Raw genomic sequence first — 19472 nt, forward strand, 5'->3', positions numbered from 1 at the left:
ACCGCCGTACGGTAGAACGACAGGATGTCGATCGACGCCGTCCCGGGCGGACTCCTTGTCCGTCAGCTCGACCACTGGCTGCCGGGGGCCCTGCACCGCTCCCGGCGGGCCACCCTCGCGCTGGCGTACGCCGGTGACCCCGGTACCGCCGAGGCGGCCCTGCGGGTGGTGGCCGGCTTCGCCGACCGGTTGCGGGGTCGCCGGCTCACCGTGCTGGTGCTCGCCGACGGCGGTCCCGAACTGCCCGCCCGGCTCGGCGTCGTCGAGGCCGGCCTGCCCGGCGACGTGGCCGTGCACGTGGTGCCGGGCGACCCGGCCCGGCTGCCGGTGGTGCTCAAGGCGGCCGGGGCGGCCGGCGCGCCACTGCTCACCCTGGTCGACGGTGCGGCACCGGAGCCGGCGCTGCTGGCCGCCACGGCGACCGGCCGACCGGCCGAGGTGTTGCTGAGCACCACCACCACCGCCACCCTGCGACCGGCCCTGACCGCCGCCGGGTTCCCCCTGGTCACCGAGGTCGAGCTGGTCCCCGCCGACGGGGCACCGGCCCGCCTGGTCGCGTTCGGCACCGGGCTGGACAAGAGCCTGGAGGCGTTCAAGGAGGCACTCTGGGCCACCGGGGCCGACGTCGCCGCAGCCGGCATCCGCTACCGGGACCCGGCCGGTGACCTGCTCGACGTGGGGGCGGACCCGCCGACCGGTCCGCTGCGTGACGCGCTGCTGGCCGAGCTGACCCGCCACGGCCCGCGTACGGTGACCGAGCTGCGTCGGCACACGCTGACCGCGACCGCCTACCGGGCCGGGGACGCCGGGCACGCGCTCGCCGAACTGCTGGACGGTGGCGCGGTCACCCGGGACCCGGAACACGGGCGGCTCGGCGGGGACGTACTGATCAGCGCCGGCCCCGCCCCGGCCGCGCGGTCAACCGTTTGACCACGATGGACGCCCCGGTGGCGATGATGCCGATGCTGAACAGCATCTGCACGCAGACGACCGCCTTGGCGAGCTGCCCCTGGGGGTGCACGTCGCCGTAGCCGATCGTGGTGAGGGTGGCCAGGGCGAAGTAGAGCGCGTCCAGCCGGGTACGCAACCCGGAGAACTGCGCGGGCCCGCTCGCGGCTACCACGTAGTCGGCCACCGCGAACGCGAGCAGCCCGGCGACCAGGGCCACCACCAGCCGGCTCAACGACCGGACCTCGTCGTCACCGACCGGTTCGCCGACCCCGAGCTGGCGGCTCACCTGGCGGGTGACCAGGACGGTGACCACACCGATCAGCACCAGGGTGCCCGCCGCCCGCAGGGTCAGCCGCACGCCGTTCGGATCGGGCTCCAACGGGATCAGGAAGTAGCTGACCACCAGCAGGCAGCAGGCCGCCAGGGTGTGCCGTCGGATCCGCCGGTAACTCCCGTCGTCGCTGGCCATGCGGCGATTCTGCGCCGAGGCCGTCGCCGGGATCCGGCGAATGCCGAACCTGACCGGAGGCGGGCCCGCTGCGCGGACGGCGAACGGGGCACCGGCGGACCGCCGGTGCCCCGTTCGCGGAAGGGCGTCACGCCCGGGACTTGTCCTGCTTCCAGGACAGCGGGCCCGGCAGGTCGACCCGGTGCGCCTTGGCCCGGGAGTTCCACGACCAACGACCGATCTTGATGCTCCACGACGAGAAACCGTTCTCGGTGAAGTTCAGGATGATCGGCCCGTACTTCTTGCGCTTACGGAACATCAGACCCATCGTGGCGCTCCCTTCGCGTTTTCTGTCCTCGCTGCCGTCTCGGCCCCATAAATGCCCGCATCCACGGAAACCGAAACCTGGTCAGGTCCAGGCTGGACGGATCGGCGTACCGACCGTCAGCGCGGCTCCCACGCGTCGGGCAGGGTGGTCAGTTTGCGGACGTGCGTCGGAAGCCGCCCGCTGACCACCTCGGCCAGGGTCACCTCGTCGAGCACCTGCCGGACGGCGGCACGCACGGCCACCCAGAGTCGGGGAAGGTTCTCCGCCGAGCCCTCGTACCTGGTCTCCTCGGGGCGCAGCCCGCGTACCCCGGCCAACGGGCCCTCGACGGCGCGCAGGATCGCCCCGACGGTGACCTCGCGCGGTGGCCGGGCCAGGGTGTAGCCGCCCTCGGCGCCGCGCTGCGCGCGGACCACACCGGCCCGACGCAGGTCGGCCAGGACCGCTTCGAGAAACTTGCGCGGCATGTCCTGCTCGTTGGCGATCGCTTGGGTGGAGAGCAGGGAGGGGTAGGCGGTGGCCAGGCTCAGGGCCGCTCGGACCGCATAGTCGCCGCGCGCGGAGATCTGCACCATGTCATCATGCCCGTCCGTCGGGTTCTGCGGGGTCAGCGGGTCGCCGTGGTCGGACGATACGCGTCGACGGGCGCTCCCGGGCGGCCCGGAACGCCCCCGGGCTCACCCCCACCTCGCGGGTGAAGAACCGGCCGAAGTTCGTCGGTTCGGGGAAGCCGAGCTGCCGACCGATCCGGGCCACCGGCTCGTCGGTGGCGGCGAGCAGCCGCCGGGCCTGGAGCGCGACCCGCTCGTCGACCACCTGCTTGGCGCTGCGGCCGGTCACCGCCAGACAGGCCCGGGTCAGGGTACGCACCGAGCAGCCCAGCCGGGCCGCATAGTCCTCCACCCGCCTGGTGTACGGGTAACCCGCCTCGACCTCCCGGCAGAACCGGCGGAACGTGGCCGTCTCGGTCCGCTGCGGGTCGGAGTCGTCGGGCGTCCCGCCGGAGTTCCGGGTGTCGGCCAGCAGGGCGAGCCGGATCAGCAGCACCGCGAGCTGGTGCCGGAGCAGGGTGTGCGCGGCCGGATCGTCGCGGTGCCGGCGGTGGTCCACCACCAGTTGGGAGACCACGTTGACGACGGCGTCCTCGTCCGGGCCGGTGAGCTGGTGGTGCTGCGGCACGGCGTTCGTCTCGACGTCCAGGCCGCGCAGCGCGTCGGCGCGCCAGCGGAGAACGACCGCGTCGAGCCGTGCGGTGCAGCGCAGCACCTGGCCCGGGGTGGCCCGCAGCAGGGTGCCGGGGCGGCAGGGCAGCGCCCGGAAGTCCAGCTCGACGAGGCCGTGCCCGTCGGTGACCAGGACGAGCAGATCGTGGTCGAGCAGGACCGGCCGGGGCGCGCCCGGGCCTGGGACGAGGTCGCCCAGATCGAGGATGTCGATCTCGGGGCGGGGCAGATCGGGACGGGTTGCCGGGGTGAGCTGACCGGAAGGGACCATCGTCTTCGACCGTAACCGGGGACGGCTGAGGTCGCATCCCGGCGACGGGACTCTGTCGCGCCTGCGGCGGACGGACGCCTCGGTGGCTACCCCGGTGGGGTTGTCCGGCTGCCGGGACCGGGCTACGTTACCGATCGGTAAGGACCGCGACGTGCGATGGGGTGCCCATGACGGATCTGTTCTCGGTCGACGGCAAGACGGTCCTGGTCACCGGCGGCTCGCGGGGGATCGGCCTGATGATCGCCCGGGGCTTCGTCCGGGCCGGTGCCACGGTGGTCGTCTCGTCGCGCAAGGCCGACGTGTGCGAGGCGGTGGCCAGGGAGCTGTCCGCCGAGGGGCGGTGCGAGGCGATTCCCGCCGACCTTGGCGACGACGCGGGTGCCGACGCTCTCGCCGCCGCCGTCCACGAACGGTACGACCGGCTCGACGTGCTGGTCAACAACGCGGGGGCGACCTGGGGCGCACCGTTGGAGTCGTATCCGGGCAGCGCGTTCGACAAGCTCTGGGCGGTCAACGTGAAGGCGGTGTTCCGGCTCACCACCGCGCTGCTGCCGGCCCTGCGGGCGGCGGCCTCCGACGACGACCCGGCCCGCGTGATCAACATCGGCTCGATCGACGGGCTCCGGGTGCCGGCCATGGAGGTGTACGCCTACTCGGCCACCAAGGCCGCCGTGCACATGCTCACCCGTAATCTCGCCCACCAGCTCGCCGCCGAGCGGATCACGGTCAACGCGATCGCCCCCGGCCCGTTCGAGAGCAAGATGATGGCCTTCGCCCTGGACGACCCCGCGACCCGGGCGGCCATCACGCAGCAGGTGCCGCTCGGCCGGATCGGCCGCCCCGACGACATGGCGGGTGCGGCGATCTTCCTGGCGTCGCGGGCCGGGGCGTACCTGACCGGCGCGGTGATCCCGGTGGACGGGGGCATCACCACGCACGGCTGACCGGCGTACCCGGGCGGTGGACGGCCGGAGCCGCGCGGACTCGGCAGATCCGCGCGGCTCCGGGGCAGACTGGTCAGCGACCGGCGAGCAGCCGGGTCACCGCCGTGTCGACGTCCAGGTGCTCGGCCTCCCGGCCGCGCGGGACGACGACGTAGGTCCGGCGCAGGAAGCGCACCAGCACGCTGCGCGGGACCTCGAACAGGGCGTTGCCGTCGGGCGACGACAGGGCCAGCGCGACGAAGTCGCCGCGCGGGGTGGCCCAGGGCCAGACCCGCACGTCGCCGATGCCCGCCGGCTCGTCCAGGCCGGTGACCAGCAGTTCGCGGGCGAACGACCAGCTCACCGCCTCGCCGCCGGCCGATTCGGCGTGGAACAGGACATGGACCGCATACGGGTCAGCAGGGTCGTAACGCAGGCTGGCACGCACCGGCAAGGCGGTGGCGTCAGGCGCGACGAGCCTTAGCGACGTCTCGACCTCTACGGTCGTCGGTCGGATGACACTCATGGACGTTCTCCCCCCGGCACCGCTGCGGAACGCGCGTGTCCCGCTTTTCCCATACTCAGGCGCTACTGCTGGCTACGCTCCGCCATACGCTGACTTCACCCAGTGGTGGGAAGGGGGTCCGAATCGCCGCGAGAATGTGAGAATTCTTGTAGGATTTCCGGTTCTGCCCAGTCGGGAGCCCGTCCGAAGTCGGGTGGTTCAGTCGTCGACTTACTCCGGTAACGTCCAGTGGTCTGCGCAAGTGACGGGCCGGGACGACACTGGGGGGTGAAATGGCCGCGAAGCGTTCCTCAATGGATGCGGTGAGTAGGGCCGAGTCACCGAAAGTAGGGGCCCGGGCAGCCAAAAGGCGGGGTGACAGGGTGCCGATCAAGCCACCGGACCGAGACGGTCGGACGACCTCCGACGCCGGTCGTGCCGGCCGGGTCACCGGCGCACCCCGCAACTCCCGCGGCCGGGCCCGACCGGCCAATGGACGCGCCCGCGGTGGGGGAGGTCGATCCGGCCGGACCGCCCTCGCCGCCCGTCCCACCGGCTGGCGCTGGCGGGTACGCACCACCCTCGACCTGATCCGGGCCAACCCCACCGGCCGCGTCGCCCTCAAGATATTCATCGCGGTCGCCGGGGCGCTCGTGGTTACCGTCGGCATCGCCCTGATCCCGTTGCCCGGCCCCGGCTGGCTGATCGTCATCGCCGGCCTCGCCATCTGGGCCGTCGAGTTCCACTGGGCCCGCCGGCTGCTCGGCTTCACCCGTCGCCACGTGCACGCCTGGACCCGGTGGGCCGCCACCCGCTCCCTGGCCGTGCGGTTCCTGCTCGGCTCCGTCGGCCTGGTCTTCGTCGCGGTGGTGCTCTGGCTCTCGCTCAAGTACAGCCTCGGCATCGACCTCGTCGCCCAACTGCTGCGTTACCTCGCCACGACCTGACCGGCACCCCGGGTTTTTGGCTCCGCCGCACGATCGGGTAGAGTCAACGGCGCTGAGGGCGATTAGCTCAGTGGGAGAGCGCTTCGTTCACACCGAAGAGGTCGCTGGTTCGATACCAGCATCGCCCACTCTCAGTTCCGCAGGTCAGAGGCCGCTTCCCGGGTTCGGGAGGTGGCCTTTCTGCTCCCGGGTGGGATTCCCGCGTTGCTCTACCGCCGGCCGTCGTGGTGGGCCGGCCGGGCGCAACGCGCAGCCCCACCGGGCTCGGACGCAGGTCGGGACCGCGCGGGCGGCACGATTGCGCGGGATGTTCGGGCGGGACGGTGGGTGCGGCATGGTGGGTGCGCGTCCTTTCGATCTGATGACATCAGCGAATCAGGCACATCCCGTCCGGCGTGGTCGATTCGGCGGGCGGGGCGGATCGACCGCGCTTGCCGAATCGGCGGGCTGGTCGGATCGGCGGGTGTGGCCGGACCGGCGGGTGTGGGCATGCTCGATTCGGTAGGTGTGGCCGCCGCGCTCGGGCTCGGGCGGCCCTGACTGTGGGTGGGATCGCCCGGGTGTGGGCAGTTCCGCCGCCCAGTGCGGCTGGCAGTCGCGGAGGAAACCGCTGTCGGTGCGGTATCCGTGGGTGGCCGTCGTCAGTGATTCGTCAATGTCATCAGATCGAAAGGACGCGTAGGGGTATACCTGTCCGCCGCTCCGGGCCCGCCCGCCGCTGGTCGCAAACCCCGCGACTCTTGCGGGCCGGCAGCACTTTCCGATACACAAAGGGCGGTGCACCGAGCGCGTCCGGGACCTCACCGAAGGTCGTCCGCCGACATCGATGGAGGCGCAATCATGGCGTTGACCCCGGCGGCTGGTGGTGGCGACCCGTCGACGTCGCCGGTGCCGATTCAGGCACTGCGGCCGGCCAATGCCGAGGTCCAGTGGGACGGGTTCGATCCACAGACGTATGTCCGACACAACTACGGGGAACTGCGGGCCGATGATCGGGAATTCCTCCGCCGGACCAGGGACTTCTTCGCCGGAGCGAAGATTTCCGATGCGCGCTGCGTCGATGTGGGGTCGGGGGCGAATCTCTATCCGACGCTGTCGCTCCTGCCGTTCGCCCACACCGTCGATCTGTGTGAATGGTCGACATCGAATGTGTTTTGGCTGCGTCAGCAGGTCGACTCCTACGACCCGATGTGGGATCCGTACTGGCAGGTGTGTGCGGAGCACCCGGCGTACGCTGCGCTGACCGATCCGCGGCGGCGTCTGGCGCGGGTGGCCCGGGTGTCGCGGACCAGCGTGTTCAACCTGCCGACGCACGCCTGGGACGCCGGAACGATGTTCTTCGTGGCGTGTTCCATCTCGGCTCACCGGTCGGAGGCGGAACGGGCGATCGCCCGGTTCCTCGGTGCGCTGCGGCCCGGGTCGCCCTTTGCCCTGGCGGTCATGCTCGGCTCCGCCGGTTACCAGGTCGGTCGGCGGTCGTTTCCGGCCGTGTCACTGGCCCGCTCCGAGGTCGTGGCCGGTATCGCCGCGAGTGCGTACGACCTGGACGTGCACGAGGAACACGCCCGGCCCCCGTTGCGTGACGGCTACGTGAGTATGTTGCTGACCACGGGTCGTACCCGCCGATAGCGACGACACCGGCGTCAGTCGGTGCCTCGACGGTGGCTGCGGGCCTGGTCCACACCCGATCGTCGGCATGCCGACACCCCTGCGACAAAGCGCTTCGGACGGTGCTCGACCGGCCCGCTACCATGACGGTGCACGTCATTGTCGGCCACCGTGGATCTTCGCGCGTACGGCAACAACAGCGGTGCAGAGTCGGTGACTACAACAACAGACGGCGGTGGATCATGCGGATACAGCCGCGCCAGGAGATCCTCGACATCTGGCGGGCCACGGTGCGCAGTTGTTGGGACAATGGTGAATGGCGCTGGGGCGGCCGGAGCGGTAGCAACTCGATCAGTGACGCGGAACAGTTGCTGACCCTGCTGCTCCCCGCAGCCAAGGTTTCCGAGCTGTCGCTCGACGACCCGAACCGGGTCGACGACGAGGTGATTGAGGCACTCGGATCGCTCGGCGACGCGATCAAGATTCCCCGTCAGCTGGTCGGCGTGATGGTCGACTATTTCCGCCGCTACACCGACGAGGCCGGCACGCCGATCTTCGCCGGTGGCAGCTACCTCACCCCGACGGAGGGTGGCCCGCCGCTCACCGAGGAGCAGCGCTCGCTGGACATCGTCGACTCGTTCGCGGTGTCCGTAACGCTCACGTTGGCGACGATCGGTTTCGTCAAGGTCTACCGCAAGGCCACCCAACGGCGTGATCTCCTCGCCCAGTTGGACGAGCTGGAGGCGATGGCCAACGTGCGGCTGACCGCGGCCATGGTCGGTCTGCTCCGCAGCTTCAGCACCTCCGTCTTCACCTCCTCCGAAGAGTACGGCGAGCGGCTGTGCAAGATGGTCAACCAGGACGACCTGCCGCGCCGGGCAGTCGTGGACGCGCTACGCGAACAGTTGCGGGACACGATGGCCAGCCTGCGCAGCGTGCTGCTCGGGTCGGGTCGGGTGACCGAGGATCTCGACAACAGCGAGATGCTCTTCGAGTGCGGCTGGTCGTGGGGCACCATCGCCGACGCCGAGGAGGTCCCGACCACCGAGCCGATCGGCCGGCAGCGCCCCGGGTCCGCGGAGAACGCCCCCTACCTCTACTTCACGGTCATCGCGATGGACGCCATCGATGACCTGAACTCCGAGCGCACCCGCCTGCTCGGCCTGCTCAACGAGGAACAGCAGCGACTGTCCCGGGCGCTGCAACTGCGGTGGGAGCTGACCCGGACCTACTGGGCGACGGTGGCGACCTTCGGCAACCGGCGACGCTGGCCGATCGAGGACATCCCGTGGCGGACGACCGACGGCGACCGCACCGACTACTACACCCTCCAGACGACCTCGCTCGCGGTGAAGGGCCTGCTCGCCGTGGGGCGCGGCGGCGACGAGGAACTCGGCCGGATCGCCTCGGTGCTGGTGGAGTTGGCGCAGCGGGCGCGGATCACCAGGCGCGCGTCCCCCGGCGAGCCGGCGCTGCTGGTGCACGCGCCCGGCAAACAGGTGATCCTCAACGACCGTGACTCGAATGCGATCATGACGTGGAACGTCAACGAGTTCTCCACGGTGCTGCTCCAGCGGGCGATCACCGTCGCCGGCCTGCTGAACAACGCCCGGCGGCGCAGCGAACTGCTCGAACTGGCGGACGAGGTGTGGGACCACCTGCTGCTGCGGCGCATCCCGGACGGTCGGCACCGGGGGTTGTGGGACCATGCGGGCGGCGCGTTCCCGGGGTTGGCGCCGATGCCCGAGGCACCCTCCTGGTACCTGACCGAGCGGGCGGTGCACGCAATGGTCAACGCCAGTCAGCTGCTCTCGGAGCGGCCGTTCCCCCGGGCCAGCGGGCTCGTGGCGTACGCCCAGGATCTCGTCGACGAGGCCGAGTACCTGTTCGACCGGGAGCTGATGCGCGGCACGTTCTCGGGTGTGGCGCTGCAACGCAGCATGCGCAGCATCCGGGCCAGCCTGCACCGGGCCCAACTGCTGGTGGACGAGCGTCCGGGCACGGCGGCGGCCCTGGCGAACACGGTGTTGCTGAAGATCAACGATGTCACCACCGGTCAGCAGAAGGGCAGCGAGGGGATCTGATGCTGGTCTTCGTCACGTCCCATAAGGGTGGTACCGGTCGGTCGGTGACCGCGGCGAACATCGCCTACCGCAGCGCCCTGTCCGGCCGGTCGACCTGCTACCTGGACTACGACTTCGGCTCGCCGACGGCGGGGATCACCTTCCAGATCCCGCAGGCCGTCAACGGCGTGGAGGGATCGGGGCCCAGCCGCGGCGGTCTGCACCGGTACCTGCGCGGGGAGATCCCGTTGCCCGAGCGGTTGGACGTCTGGGGCACCTCCGAGCGGGCCAGCCTGCGCCAGCGGCCCGTCGGCTCGGGTTCCCTGGTGTTCCTGCCCGGTCAACGCAACGGCAGCGAGTTCAGCTTCACCAGTGACATCGCCAAGCGCTGCGCCGAACTCTTCCTCCGCCTGGAGGAGGAGTTCGACCTGACCCTGGTGGACCTCAGTGCCGGTCGTTCGTACGCCAGTCAGATCGCCCTGGCCGCAACCGCCACCCCCGCCCTGGGCAAGGTGACCGCCCGCTGGTTGGTCTTCCACCGGTGGACCCCGCAACACGTCACGGCGGCGGCGGACCTGGCCTTCGAGGCGGGCGGGATCCTGGCCATGGGCGAGAAGTGCGGCCACGACGCGGAGCGGCTGCGGGAGTCGCTGCGGTTCGTCCGCACCGCATTGATCGACTCCCGCGGGGACGAGGTGGTCCATCTCGACCTCGCCCAACAGGCGTTCCTGCGTAAGTGCGACGACGAGTTGTCGGAGCTGGCCCGACGTAAGGGGGTCGGCCGAACCACCAGGCTCGGCTCGGTGCCGCTGGACCCGCTGTTGCAGTGGCGGGAACAGCTCATCTCGGACCACGACGTGCAGACCAAGATTGCGAATGTGAAGACGGTGGACGCCTTCGTGGACCTGGCCGCGAAGCTGTTCGACGAGACCGCGTGGGAAGCCGTGTGAACGACGTGGACGTCAGGTTCCGGGAGGCAGCTGCGGTGGGTCGTACGGAGAGTGTGGCGTACGCGCACCTGTCGGTGGAGTTGGGGCACTTCTACGCCGAGGACTTCGGCGCGGGATGTCAGGATCTGCGGGACAGGTTCGCCCGGATCGCCGAGTGGTCGGCGATGATCCCGGCGCTGGCGAACCGCGGGCTGACGGCGGGCCGCCAGCCCCGGATCAGCACCTGCTTCATGGTGGACGACTACTTCCACCGGTTCGGCACCCCGCGCGAGGTCATCGCGCAGGTGCAGGGCGCGGCGGCGGCGCAGGGGCTAGTGCTCGACTACGTCGCCAGGGAGTCCAGCTTCGCCCGCCACGACGGCGTCGAACTGGCCCGGATGGTCGTCGACAACCTGGTGGTGGAGCCGCCCCGGAACACCACAGGCAGCCGCCCTCCGTTGAGTGAGTCGGGCTGGCTGTCCAACGGCATGCGCTCACCCGGTCACGTCGACGCGCCGGCGATGACGTTGCCCCGACCGTGGTCCCCGCCGGTGCAGTCAGGCGATCCCCGGCACTCCATCTTCGTCGACGTCGAGCTGTGGTCCGGCGAGTCGAACGCCCGGGTGTGGGCCTGCGCCCTACTCGCCTCGGTCTGGCAGATGGCCAGGCTGGGCGTGTTGCGCCATCGCGGCGAGACGCTGGTGCAGCCGCACCTGCTCACCGGCGAGCTGCCCGACTCGTGGGACGCGCTACCGGCCGTCGTCCAGTTGAATCCGGCCGCCGCGCCGTTCTGCGCGTACCGCACGCTGACGCTGATGGATACCCAGTACCTGCCTGTGGAGTTGGCGGTGCGGACGATTCTCGGCCAGGTGGCGGTGCCTCCGGCGATCGCGCAGCAGATCACCAGTCGGGCGGGCGGCGAGGGCCTGCGACTGCCCGACGAGCTGGTCGACCGGTTGAGTTACGTGTTCATCGGCGGGTGAGCGGTCAGTGCCTGCTGCACGGCTGGCCGGTCGACATCCGGCCGGCCAGGTCACGTAGCAGGGTCAGGTTGGCCACGGTGATCTGGTCCCGGATCCAGTTGACCGACGAGTTCCACTGCCGGCTGAACCCCGGCACCTGTTCGAGCCGGTCCCAGACGGGTCGTAGCCGGGGGTTCACCCGGGCGCCGGGCAGCCACAGGTGCAGCAGGTGCTCCAGCACCGGCCGCAGCCGCTCGACGTGTTCCTGGCCGGAGGCCGAGCGGGCGACGGCGGCCTCGACGAGGGAGGAGAGCGTGGTCAGCAGCCAGTCGTGCAGCGCGAGGTCCTCGCAGAGGCCGGCCACGGCGTCCGGTACGTCCTGAGGATCCAGCACCAACTCGACCGTACGTAGCGTGGGGGAGTCTACGGTGACCACCGCCGAGACCTCCCGCTCCGGCCGCGGCGAGACCTGCGCGGCCCAGCGCAGCCGGGTACGCGCCGCGCGCAGCGGCGGACGCCGGTCCAGCAGGTCGGACATCTGCACACCGTCGAGCACCCGGCCGGTGATCGCCTCCAGGTTCAACACGTCCGCGTCGTCGCCGCGCAGGAATCCCGCGGTCAGATCCGCAGCGTCCAGTTTGCCCACCGTCTCCACGATGCCCGGGTTGGCCAGGTAGTGCGACCACGGCCGGCGTCGATCGCCGCCCGTAACCCGGATGACCGAGGACGCCTGCACGATCCGGCCGCCGGTGACGATCGCCCGGGTGACCACCGCACCGACCCCGCGTAACTGCCGGCGTCGGGCGCTGGGCAGCCAGCAGTCCACCCCGGTGCGGACGTCGGGCGAGACCGCGTAGAGCGACGGACGGCGGGAGGTCAGCACCGCCTCGCCCTCGACCAGGCGGAGCACCTCGGAACTCTGTTCCTGGGCCAGCGCGGTGCTGTGCTGCAGCAGGTTGGTGTGCACCTCACCGAGTGTGAGCATGACTTCCTCCGCATCACCGCATCCGTCCGCGCCGGCTCGCGGAATGCGTCCCGAAAGGAACTCTCGTGAAAACGAGACCGGCCCGCTCGGATCTGAATCCGTGCTGTCGACATCATAGGCCCGGCTTCCGCGGGAATCCCACGCGCAGCAACGCGCGTCGAGTGTCCGTCGAACATAAGCAGGTGACGACGGCTGGTACTTTCAAAGTAGCGGTCGCCAGTCTCCCTCCTGGAGTTTGCCGTTCATGAAGGTCTACATTTCGGCCACCCAAAAGGACCTGCTGGAATACCGCGTGGCCGTGCACGCCGTGGCCCGTCGGCTGAAGATCGAGGACGTCGCCATGGAGGCGTACGGCGCCGACGTCCAGAAGCCGCTGGAGCGCTGCCTGAACGACGTCCGGGACTGCGACCTCTACCTGGGACTCTTCGCCTGGCGGTACGGATTCCGGCCGCCCGGCCAGACGTCCTCCATCACCGAGTTGGAATACCGAGCCGCGCTCACGGCCGGAAAGCCGTGCCTGGTCTTCCTGCTCGCCGACGACGCGCGCTGGCCGGGCGACATGGTGGACCGGGGCGCCGACGGCGAACGGATCCTCGAACTGCGTCGGGAGCTCAAGGAGCACCACCTGTGTGACTTCTTCTCCAGCGTGGACGACCTGACCGCCAAGGTGATGGCGGCCCTGACCGACGTGCTCAACGGGCGGTCCCAGGTCCGCGGGCCGGCCGACCCGGGCACCCACCTGCCGGAGGAGATGCGGGCCCGCTACTACCGGAACCTGTCGCTGATGTACGAGGCGGTCCCGGTGAACGCGGTGTCACCCCAACCCACCATCGGCTACCTGACCGTCGGGCTGCCGAAGGTGTTCGTGGAGCCCCGCGTGCACGAGGAAGCCCGCCCGGAGATGCCGCTGGCCTGGTGGCGCCCGGCCGGGACCACGCCGGACGGTGACGACGCGGGGCTGCCCGGGGTGGTGAACCCGGAAGAGGTCGAGCGGCTGCGGGAGGAGTACGCGGCCAAGGACGCGCCGTTGCTGTTCGACGTGGTGGGCGATCCCGCCCGACGGATGATCGTGCTGCTCGGCGACCCCGGGTCCGGCAAGTCGGCGGTCGCCCGCTACCTGGCGCTGGTGCTGGCCGGGGTCTGCGCCGAGCCCCGGCTGGCGGCGCTGGACGGCTACCTGCCCGTGTTGATCGAACTGCGGTCGTACGCCACGCACCGGGGCGACGGGCGGTGCGACGGCCTGCTGGACTATGTCGGCCACAGCCAGCAGAAGGGCCTGACCGGACTCGACCAGAAGGCGCTGGAGTCGTACCTGCGCCGGGGTGGCCGGGCGCTGTTCCTGTTCGACGGCCTCGACGAGGTGTTCGACCCGGCCCAGCGGGAGGAGGTGGCCGCGCAGATCGCCACCTTCGCCAACGAGTACCCGGGGGTGCTGACGGTGGTCACCTCACGGGGGGCGGGATACCTGCGGCAGACCTTCGCCAACGCCGGATTCGACCATTTCACGATCGAGGATCTCGACGACGGGCAGATCGCCCGTTTCCTCGACAACTGGTACCGCTACGTGATGGCCAACGGGGCGCAGGCGGAACGGCAGCGGCGGCAGTTGCTCGACGTGGTGCGCAACTCCCGGGCGATCCACGAGATCGCCGGTAACCCGCTGCTGCTGATACTCATGGCGATCGTCGGCCGGGGCCACCCGCTGCCACGCAACCGACGACGGCTGTACGCACACGTCACCGACGTCCTGATCTCCGAGTGGGACGTCACCAAGCAATTGCGGGAGAGCCACGGCGAGGTGCCGGCGTTGAACCTTGATGCAAAGCGTCGGCTGCTGCGGCAGTTGGCATTCCGGATGCAGTTCCGGGAGTCGGGGCTCGCCGGCAACTGTATTGAAACCGATGAACTGGCGCTCATCTTCCGGGACCACCTCGTCACGTTCTACAGTTTCGGTAACGAGCGGGCGCTCGCCATGGCCCACTCGATGATCGACAGATTGCGCCAGCGGAGTTTCATCCTGGAACGGTACGGGCTGCGACTGTTCGGGTTCGTGCACCGCGCGTTCCTGGAGTTCTTCTGTGCCGAGGAGATCGTGGACGGGATCGAGCACGGTCGGGACTCCTGGGGCCCCGACCGGTTGCGTGCGCTGTTCCGCGACCACTGGGCCGATCCGTCCTGGCGGGAGGTGCTGCGGCTGGTGGGCGGCGCACTGCCCGCCCAGAAGGCCAACGACCTGATCGTCCGGCTCGCCACCGAGGGGACCCGACCCTGGCCGCCGCTGAACCTCACCGGCCCGCCCTGGAACCTGGTGCTCGCCGCGCAGTGCGTGGCAGAGGCCGCCCAACCCGCCGACCTGGTCGAGGCGGGCGAGGCCGTGCTGCGCCAGGTCGTGCTGCTGGTCGAACACGGCATCTCCCTCGACGATCCCAATCTGGTCGACCTCACCGAGCAGGAGTTGCTCTCCTCGATCCGGGCGCTGGGGCCGGACTGGCCCGGCCGGGCGACCTTCCTGCACTGGTACCGCCGCCGGGGGATACGCACCAGTTGGCGCACCGGCTCCGCGTTCGCCACCCGGATCGCCGTCGCGCTCTCCACCGCCGACGAACAGCTGGAGGAGTTGCTGCTGCTGGAGCTGGGGCAGGGCACCGAGCGGCACGCCCACCTCACCCTGGTCGCCGGGCTCGCCGAGGCCGCCACCCGGATGGCCCCCACCGGCCGCCGCCGGTGCCGTGACCTCCTGCTCGCCCAGGCCCGGAGCGAGGTTTCCACCGCGGTACGCCAGGCCGCAGCGCGGGCCCTGGTCACCCACTTCGGCGTCGACCCCGACCTGCCGGACGTGCTGCGGGAACTCGTCGACTCCGCCGATGTGGCGGTGCGCACGCTGGCCGTGCAGGCCCTCGGCGGTCGTACCGAACTGTCCACCGACGTCCGCCGGATGGTGGTCCGGGCCACCACGGACCCTGCCGCCACCGTGCGGAGGGCGGCCGTCGGGGTGCTCACCGCGCGCCCGAGCGAGCTGCCGGACGCCCCGGGGACGCTGCGGCGACTGCTGGAGACCGACCCCGACCCGGGGGTGGCGCAGCGGGCGCTGGAGGGCCTGCTGGCCCTGCCCGAACAGGTCGGGACCGCCCGCGCCGTCGCGCTAAGTCGGGTGGACGGCGATTCCCCGGACGAGGTACGGCGTTGTCTGCTGACCACCCTGCTGCCGGGGCCACCGGGCCCGGAGAGCACGGAACTGCTGCTGAAGCTGGCCGGCTCGGACAGCTCCGCGCGGCTGCGCACGGCGGCGGTGCGGCTGTTGGCCTCCGGGCCCGATCCGCAGGGACGGTGCCGGGCCCGGCTGGTCGACCTGATCGCCCACGACGAGGATGCCTCCGTACGGGCTGCCGCCGTGACCGCGCTGATCGACCGGGACCGTGCCGAGGAGACCGGCTGGACCGTGGTGGCGAACGCGGCCCGGGAGGACGACGACGCGACGGTACGCCTCGCGGCGGTGCGTGCCCTGGTCGACGCGTACCCGGACCACCGCACCGGGGAACTGCTTGTGGAACGCGCCCGCCGTGACCCGACGGCCAGCGTCCGGCTCGCCGCCGTCGACCTGCTCACCGGGCGACCGCGGTTCGGTCAGGCCACCCGTGCCCTGCTGGTCGGCCGGGCTCTGGAGGAGCGGGACGCGCTGGTCCGGTTGCGGGTCACCCGTAGCCTGGCCAGCCTCGCCGACCTGTCCGACCCGACGGTGCGGGAGTGCCTGGCCGAGCAGGTCAGCAGAGATCCCGATCCGACCGTGCTCCGCGCGGCGGCCGAGGCGCTCGCCCGGCACGACGGCTCCGCCGCCCTGCTGGAGACGCTGTGCCGGCGGGCCCGACGGGACAGCTACGGCGGCATCCGGCTGGCCGCGGTGCAGACGCTGTGCCGGTACGGCAGCGCCGACGTGGTGACCGACGTGCTGCTGGAGTGCATCGACCTGGACACCGACCCGGCCGTGTTCGACGCGGCGGTGGGCTGCCTGACCGGGCAGGGTCCGACGTCGATGGCGGTGACGTTGCGGCTCATGCGTCGGCTGGCCGACGAGGACCCGGCGATCCGCGCCCGGGTCGCCGCCGCGCTCGGCGAACACTTCGGCGTCGACCCCGAGGTGCAGGTGCTGCTCGTCGGTCTGGTCCGCGACGACGCGTCCCTGGAGGTCAGGCGTCGGGCCGTGGAACAGCTGGGGGCGAGTGTGGCCGACCGGGCGGAGGTGCCGGACCTGCTGCTGGGTCTGGTGGACGACGACGACTGGGAGATCCGCCGGACCGCGCTGCTCGCGTTGACCAGGCATCACTGGCGGGACCCACGGACCGGTGGGTTGCTCGTGCGGCTCACCCACCGAGGCGAGGACGACAGCACCAGGCGGCTGGCCGGTCAGCTGCTCGCCACACTGCCCGGCACCAGGCCCGACGACTTCCCGTGACCGGCCCCGGACGGGCGCTTCGCGACGGCTTCTGATCGACCGCGTCAAATACCATGGGCCTCATGACGGACCCGGTCGTCGGCTCGCCCCGCCGGGCTGGCTGGTGGCTGCGGGGGCTGTTCGGGGCCGTCGGACTGGCGGCGCTGATTCTCGGTTACGTCGGCTTCGGGAGCCTGCTCGCGACCCGGCCGGAGACCGTGCACGACCGGTTCGACGTGCTCTACTACGACCTGCAACTCTTCGTGTTCGGTGCCGAGCCGTTCCAGAACCCGGGCCCCTACCCGTGGCAGTTGCAGGTCGCCCGGTTCGCCGCCCCGTTGTTCACCCTGCTCGCCGTGGCCGAGGCCGGCCGGCTGCTGCTGGCCGCCGAGAGCCGCCGCCTGCGCGCCCGACGGGCCCGTGGCCACGTCCTCGTCTGCGGTGACTCCCGGTTCGCCCACATGCTCGCCGACCGGCTCTTCGCCGACGGGGAGCGGGTGGTCGTGGTGCGGTCCGTGCCGTTCGGCCCGTTGGAGTACCGCCGCCGCCGCTATCTCGGCGTCATCGGTGATCCGACCAGTGCCGAGGTGCTGCGCGGCGCGGGGCTGCCCCGGGCCCACACCATCTACGCCTGCGGTGAGGACGACGACCGCAACCACGCCATCGCCAACACCGCCAGCCGGCTCGTCCGGGACGGACGGCAGCCACCACGGGTCTACGTCCTGGTCAACGACTCCGAGATGTGCCTGTCGCTCCAGGCCCGGCGGCTCGGCGCGGCCGGCTCCAGCCGGCTGCGGCTGGACTACTTCCACGTCGACGACGTCGCCGCCCGCGCGCTGTACCGACACCATCCCCTGACCGGCACGGCCGACCGGCCCACCCGGCTGCTCGTCGCCGGCACCGGCGGGTTCCGCCGTGCCCTGCTGACCGAGACCGCCCGGCACTGGCGGGCGTGCCGGGCCCAGGCGCCCGTCGGTGTCGTCGTTCCACCCCTGCGGGTGGACCTCGTCGCCCCGGACGCCAGCACCGAACTGGAGGAGGTGACGTCCCGCTACCCGTTCATGGGCACCGTCTGCGAACTGACCGCGTACGACGGAGACCTCGACGGTGTCACGCTCGGCCGGCTCGGCTCCGGCCGCTACGATCGGATCTACGTCTGTTCCCCGGAGGAGATCAGCGGCTTGCAATTCGTGCTGGACTCACCCGGTCTCTGGCAAGGTGTCGAGAGCTGCGTGTTCGTGCCGGTCTACCGGCAGGCGGCGTTGGCGGCGGCCTTCCACGGTGACTCCCACCATGACCTGCTCGACGAGGTGCACGGCAAGCTCCGCCTCTATCCGGTGCTGACCCGCGCCTGCGATGCCCGGCTGATCGGCGACGACCTCACCGAGCGGCTGGCCCGCCTGATCCACGAGCGCTACCTCGATGCGCAGCAACGGGCGGGGCTGCGGCTCGGCGACGGCCCGGCGATGGTCGACTGGTCGCTGCTGCCCGAGTCGCTGCGGCGGGCCAACCGGGCCCACGTCCAGGACATCGCCGCGAAGCTGCTGAACCTCGGGTGCGTGGTCGCACCCCGGCGGGGTGGTAGCGGTGACGTCTCCGCCGGGGAGGCCATCGACGACCGGATCGAACTGCTCGCCCGGCTCGAACACGAACGGTGGTGCCGGGAACGGCGGGGGGAGGGCTGGGCGTACGGCGAGCCCCGCGACGACGTCGGGCAGCGGCACCCCTCCCTGCGGCCGTGGGACGAGCTGCCCGCCGAGGTCCAGGAACGCAACCGCGAGGAGATCCGGGCACTGCCCACGGTGCTGTCCGACAGCGGCTTCGAGCTGATCCGGCTGCTGCCCGGGGTGCCCGCGCCGCGGAGAGGACCGGCTGATGTCGACTGATGCCGGGCTGGAACGCGTCGGTGTGACCGGGCACATCCACCTGACCCGTGACACCGAGGTGCTCGTCGCCGACGCGCTCCGGGCCGAGTTGTGCCGGCTCGGCGACCGGCCGGTGCGCGGGGTCACCTGCCTGGCCGGCGGCACGGATCAGATCTTCGCGCGTACCGTCCTGGACCTGGGCGGCACGTACGAGGTGATCCTGCCGGCCCGGGACTACCGGGACGCGGTCATCGCCCCGGGGCAGCGGGCGGGCTTCGACGAGTTGCTCGACCGGGCGGTGACCGTCGTGCACACCGGCCACGACCGGTCGGGCACCGCCGCCTTCGTCGCCGCCAACCGGGAGCTGGTCCGTCGGGTGCAGCGGCTCGTGGCGGTGTGGGACGGCGAGCCGGGTTGTCACGCGGCGTCGACGGACCGGACCGTCGACCGGGCCCGGCGTCGGGGCATCCCGGTCTCGGTCCTCTGGCCCGCCGGTGCCCGTCGGCAGCCGCCCGGGGCGTAGTGAACCGTGGGTTCACTGTCTGTCCAGTGCGGCGACCTACCCTCGCGGGTATGACATCGAAGCGGTTCGAACCACGGCGGCTGCTGGCCTCGGCCGTCGCGGCGGTCGGCGCGGTCGCCCTGGTCGTTGCGCCGACCACACCCGCGGCGGCCTCCACCATCCGCGACGGGTGGGTGCAGCTCTGCCCCTGGGGCAACTACCGGGTGCACCTCGAATACCTGACCCTCAACAACCAGACCGTGCAGCTGGGTCCGGTCCTGAACCCGGGTGCCGACTGCTGGTGGGGACCGATCCCGACGGGTAGCGAGAGCACCCTGATCTCGGTTGTCGGTCACTTCAACACCAGCAGCGACACCTTCGCGGTGATCGGCCCCAACCGGAAGTACGAGACGTTCTACAACGGCGTCGACGGGATCGGCATCGCCGCCGAGGGCACGACCGCCTCGGGTGGCCGCAAGGACGCGCACTACTACCGGTACTGAGCCCTTACCCGTACCGGGCCACCACCGGTA

The 19472-nt window shown here is 71.1% G+C and carries 17 protein-coding genes and 1 tRNA gene; 12 read left to right on the plus strand and 6 right to left on the minus strand.

The features are described 5' to 3' along the window. The first annotated feature begins 24 nt into the window (after positions 1-24). On the plus strand, positions 25-930 hold the full coding sequence (locus tag JQN84_RS04935) for a hypothetical protein (protein ID WP_204957171.1): 906 nt from the start codon (positions 25-27) through the stop codon (positions 928-930). Here JQN84_RS04935 and JQN84_RS04940 read toward each other — a convergent pair. The 4 genes from JQN84_RS04940 to JQN84_RS04955 all read right to left on the minus strand — a co-directional run bounded on the left by JQN84_RS04940 (position 890) and on the right by JQN84_RS04955 (position 3221). Beyond that, a complete protein-coding gene (locus JQN84_RS04940) occupies positions 890-1420 on the minus strand; it encodes a potassium channel family protein (protein WP_204957172.1) in 531 nt (176 codons plus the stop codon). The genes JQN84_RS04935 and JQN84_RS04940 overlap by 41 nt on opposite strands. A gap of 127 nt (positions 1421-1547) precedes the next feature. Further along, positions 1548-1727, minus strand: coding sequence for a DUF4236 domain-containing protein (locus tag JQN84_RS04945; RefSeq protein WP_007075522.1), 180 nt, complete (start codon positions 1725-1727; stop codon positions 1548-1550). 116 nt (positions 1728-1843) lie between these two features. Continuing rightward, positions 1844-2299: an RrF2 family transcriptional regulator gene (locus tag JQN84_RS04950; RefSeq protein ID WP_204957347.1), complete on the minus strand. Its 456-nt coding sequence runs from the start codon at positions 2297-2299 to the stop codon at positions 1844-1846. A 7-nt stretch (positions 2300-2306) separates the two neighbouring features. Continuing rightward, positions 2307-3221, minus strand: coding sequence for a helix-turn-helix transcriptional regulator (locus tag JQN84_RS04955; protein WP_204957173.1), 915 nt, complete (start codon positions 3219-3221; stop codon positions 2307-2309). A gap of 167 nt (positions 3222-3388) precedes the next feature. Between JQN84_RS04955 and JQN84_RS04960 the strand changes: the two genes are divergently transcribed. Further along, the gene (locus tag JQN84_RS04960) at positions 3389-4165 is read left to right on the plus strand and encodes a glucose 1-dehydrogenase (protein WP_204957174.1); all 777 of its coding nucleotides are present in this window, start codon (positions 3389-3391) and stop codon (positions 4163-4165) included. 73 nt (positions 4166-4238) lie between these two features. Here JQN84_RS04960 and JQN84_RS04965 read toward each other — a convergent pair whose 3' ends face one another. Continuing rightward, positions 4239-4670, minus strand: coding sequence for an SsgA family sporulation/cell division regulator (locus JQN84_RS04965; protein WP_053653619.1), 432 nt, complete (start codon positions 4668-4670; stop codon positions 4239-4241). A gap of 293 nt (positions 4671-4963) precedes the next feature. Between JQN84_RS04965 and JQN84_RS04970 the strand changes: the two genes are divergently transcribed. From JQN84_RS04970 to JQN84_RS04995, 6 genes are all read left to right on the plus strand, one after another. Further along, a complete protein-coding gene (locus JQN84_RS04970; protein WP_204957175.1) occupies positions 4964-5596 on the plus strand; it encodes a TIGR02611 family protein in 633 nt (210 codons plus the stop codon). A gap of 56 nt (positions 5597-5652) precedes the next feature. Next, a tRNA-Val gene (locus tag JQN84_RS04975) sits at positions 5653-5724 on the plus strand. Between the two features lie 712 nt (positions 5725-6436). Then, the gene (locus JQN84_RS04980) at positions 6437-7225 is read left to right on the plus strand and encodes an SCO2525 family SAM-dependent methyltransferase (protein ID WP_204957176.1); all 789 of its coding nucleotides are present in this window, start codon (positions 6437-6439) and stop codon (positions 7223-7225) included. Positions 7226-7446: 221 nt separating this feature from the next. Then, positions 7447-9288 carry an SCO2524 family protein gene (locus JQN84_RS04985; RefSeq protein ID WP_204957177.1) on the plus strand — a complete coding sequence of 614 codons (1842 nt, stop codon included), beginning with the start codon at positions 7447-7449 and terminating at the stop codon, positions 9286-9288. Further along, positions 9288-10217 carry an SCO2523 family variant P-loop protein gene (locus tag JQN84_RS04990; protein WP_204957178.1) on the plus strand — a complete coding sequence of 310 codons (930 nt, stop codon included), beginning with the start codon at positions 9288-9290 and terminating at the stop codon, positions 10215-10217. Before JQN84_RS04985 ends, JQN84_RS04990 begins: the two co-directional genes overlap by 1 nt. Next, positions 10214-11179, plus strand: a complete 966-nt coding sequence (locus JQN84_RS04995) for an SCO2522 family protein (RefSeq protein ID WP_204957179.1) — start codon at positions 10214-10216, stop codon at positions 11177-11179. Before JQN84_RS04990 ends, JQN84_RS04995 begins: the two co-directional genes overlap by 4 nt. Positions 11180-11183: 4 nt before the next feature. On the opposite strand, the gene JQN84_RS05000 is transcribed toward JQN84_RS04995, so the two are convergent. After that, the gene (locus JQN84_RS05000) at positions 11184-12143 is read right to left on the minus strand and encodes an SCO2521 family protein (RefSeq protein ID WP_204957180.1); all 960 of its coding nucleotides are present in this window, start codon (positions 12141-12143) and stop codon (positions 11184-11186) included. A 244-nt stretch (positions 12144-12387) separates the two neighbouring features. Between JQN84_RS05000 and JQN84_RS05005 the strand changes: the two genes are divergently transcribed. The 4 genes from JQN84_RS05005 (at position 12388) to JQN84_RS05020 (ending at position 19442) form a co-directional block, all read left to right on the plus strand. Beyond that, on the plus strand, positions 12388-16593 hold the full coding sequence (locus JQN84_RS05005) for a HEAT repeat domain-containing protein (protein WP_204957181.1): 4206 nt from the start codon (positions 12388-12390) through the stop codon (positions 16591-16593). A 62-nt stretch (positions 16594-16655) separates the two neighbouring features. Further along, positions 16656-18458 (plus strand): RyR domain-containing protein, encoded by a 1803-nt coding sequence (locus tag JQN84_RS05010; RefSeq protein WP_204957182.1) that lies wholly within the window; start codon positions 16656-16658, stop codon positions 18456-18458. Then, positions 18448-18960 (plus strand): hypothetical protein, encoded by a 513-nt coding sequence (locus JQN84_RS05015; RefSeq protein WP_204957183.1) that lies wholly within the window; start codon positions 18448-18450, stop codon positions 18958-18960. Before JQN84_RS05010 ends, JQN84_RS05015 begins: the two co-directional genes overlap by 11 nt. Before the next feature lie 50 nt (positions 18961-19010). After that, entirely contained in the window at positions 19011-19442 is a 432-nt protein-coding gene (locus JQN84_RS05020; RefSeq protein ID WP_204957184.1) for a hypothetical protein, read from the plus strand. The last annotated feature ends 30 nt before the right edge of the window (positions 19443-19472 follow it).

This window comes from Micromonospora humidisoli (assembly GCF_016900955.1).
Lineage (GTDB): Bacteria > Actinomycetota > Actinomycetes > Mycobacteriales > Micromonosporaceae > Micromonospora > Micromonospora wenchangensis.